Origin of the sequence: Mesorhizobium sp. M8A.F.Ca.ET.021.01.1.1 (assembly GCF_003998025.1) — a bacterium.
Taxonomy (GTDB): Bacteria; Pseudomonadota; Alphaproteobacteria; order Rhizobiales; family Rhizobiaceae; genus Mesorhizobium.
In genome coordinates this window covers 1-2,420 of sequence record NZ_RZSJ01000757.1, presented here as the reverse complement: position 1 = coordinate 2,420, position 2,420 = coordinate 1, and the positions used below count along the sequence as shown (strand labels likewise).

General features: G+C 65.8%; 2 protein-coding genes and 1 pseudogene. 2 read left to right on the top strand and 1 reads right to left on the bottom strand.

What is annotated here, in order from left to right:
* Window positions 1-430 (top strand): energy transducer TonB (locus tag EOA36_RS33390; protein WP_145969457.1); only part of this gene is annotated, 430 nt, incomplete at its 5' end.
* A 59-nt stretch (window positions 431-489) separates the two neighbouring features.
* The gene (locus EOA36_RS33385; RefSeq protein ID WP_127281004.1) at window positions 490-804 is read left to right on the top strand and encodes an antibiotic biosynthesis monooxygenase; all 315 of its coding nucleotides are present in this window, start codon (window positions 490-492) and stop codon (window positions 802-804) included.
* A 12-nt stretch (window positions 805-816) separates the two neighbouring features.
* Here the strand turns inward: EOA36_RS33385 and EOA36_RS33380 are convergent.
* A pseudogene (locus EOA36_RS33380) lies at window positions 817-2,420 on the bottom strand (L-glutamate gamma-semialdehyde dehydrogenase); the annotation flags it as partial.

The following is a 2,420-nucleotide window of genomic DNA, read 5'->3' as shown; positions in this document are numbered from 1 at the left end:
CCCGTCGACCCCCTATGCAAGGCCGACTCCGGCGGCCGCGCCTGCGACAGCTGCAGCGGCGGATGAACGGAGCGGTACGGCCGACGGCCAGGATTGGCCGGCGCAAGCGGCCAGCATGGGCAAGAGGCAGAAAGAGGCCGGCAGCGCCGCGGAAGACAGCTACCGCGGCGACGTCTTTCGAAAGCTCGGCAGAGTCAATCGAACTCTCCCGCCTTCGCTGCAACTGGCCGCGCGAAACAATGCGGTTGTGGCATTCGCCATAGGCAAGAAGGGCAACATAGATCAGTTGCGTATTCTGGAAAGCTCGGGATCGAAGACTTTCGATGAGGCCGCGCTTGGCATCGTGAGCAAGGCTGCTCCCTTCCCTCCAATTCCGCCACAGGCCGCGAATCCGGGTTTGGAATTCGAGGTCGGGATCGGCCCGTTTTAAGATGTGAGCAGCACAAACGTTGCGGCGCCAACCATCAACATCCGCAGGAAAGGGACCCCATGTATATCGCCATGAACCGCTTCAAGGTGCAGACCGGCTCCGAGGCCGATTTCGAAGCCGTGTGGAAGAACCGCGATTCCAGCCTTGCCGAGATGAAAGGCTTCCGCGAATTCCATCTGTTGCGCGGCCCGGCCAACGAGACCGAAGGCTACACGTTGTTTGCCTCGCATACGGTCTGGGCGAGCCACGCCGACTTCGTCGCCTGGACCAAATCGGAGAACTTTCGCGCCGCCCACCGCAATGTCGGCACGACAAAGGTCCATTATTTCGGCCACCCGCAATTCGAGGGTTTTTCCGTCGTCGAAGGCGCGTAAGTACCGACTAATCTATGCGGCGGCCAACAGGCTGGCATTGCCGCCGGCCGCCGTGGTGTCGACGCAGACGGCCCGCTCATGCGCATAAGCCGCCGGATTGAGCACCTCGCTGACCAGCGGCACGATCGGCCCGCTGCGCTCGGCGATGACCTTGCGCACGATGCGCGCCGCCTCGGGCGTGCCTGAAAAAGCAACGACATCGACGCGCAGCGAGCGCGCCTCGACCGGATCGGGGCGGCCATCGATGGCCGCCAGCGGCAGGCCTTTGCCGGTCAGCGCCGCCAGTGCCGCCGTGGCGCCAGCACCGCATTGCCGGCGGCGAGCGCCTGGACGGTCTGCGCCAGCAGCGTGTCGGCGTCCGGCCCCAGGCACAGCACCCGGCCGCGCGGCGACAGCGACAGCGTGTTGGCCTCGCCGGTCGGGCCGGGCAAATCGACCTGACCGAAATCGATTGCAGCGGCGGCACCGATCGCCGCCGCGCCCTTGCCGCGCAGGTGCTTCCTCAGGATGGCGATCCGGTCCGGCCGCGTCGACCAGCCGCCCAGCGACGGATCGGGCAGATTGTCGGCCAGTTCGGTGGCGGTGACCTTGTGCCCGTCGGCCAGGTGCGTGCCAGCTTCCGGCCCCTTGCGGAAGCGCCTGAGATAATGCGGGCCGCCGGCCTTCGGCCCGGTGCCGGAGAGGCCCTCGCCGCCGAACGGTTGCGAACCGACCACGGCGCCGATCTGGTTGCGGTTGACATAGATGTTGCCGGCATGAATGCCGTCGACGAAATGCTGGACGCGGCCCTCGATGCGGGTGTGCAGGCCGAAGGTTAGGCCATAGCCCTTGCGGTTGATGGCGGCGATGACGCTGTCGATCTGGTCGGCGTCGAAACTGGCAACATGCAGCACAGGCCCGAACACCTCGCGCTCCATGTCCTCGATACCCTTGACCCGCAAGACATGCGGCGCGACGAAACGCCCATCCTTGGGGGCCTCGAGCTTGGCGATCAGCCGGCCCTCAAGACCCTTCTTCGTGCAATAGTCGCGGATCGAGGCCTGCGCCTCGTCATCGATGACCGGGCCGACATCGGTCGAGATCAGCCAGGGATCGCCAATATTGAGCGCCTCCATGGCGCCCTTCAGCATCTCCAGCATCTTCTTCTCGACGTCCTTCTGCACATAGAGCACGCGCAGCGCCGAGCAGCGCTGGCCGGCACTCTGGAAGGCCGACGCCAGGATATCGCGCACCGCCTGTTCGGGCAGCGCTGTGGAATCGACGATCATGGCGTTGAGACCACCGGTCTCGGCGATCAGCATCGCGTCCGGCGCGGCGGTCTCGGCCAGCTGTTTTTCGATCAGCTTGGCGACCTCGGTCGAGCCGGTGAAGCAGACGCCGGCAATGCGCGGATCCGCCGTCAGCGGGCCGCCCACCGATGGGCCGTCACCGGGCAGGAGCTGGATGACGTCTTCCGGCACGCCAGCGGCGCGCAGCATCTCGACGGCGCGGAATGCAATCAGCGGCGTCTGCTCGGCCGGCTTGGCAATCACGGAATTGCCGGTGACGAGTGCTGCCGCGATCTGGCCGGTGAAGATGGCGAGCGGGAAATTCCATGGCGAGATGCAGACAATGGC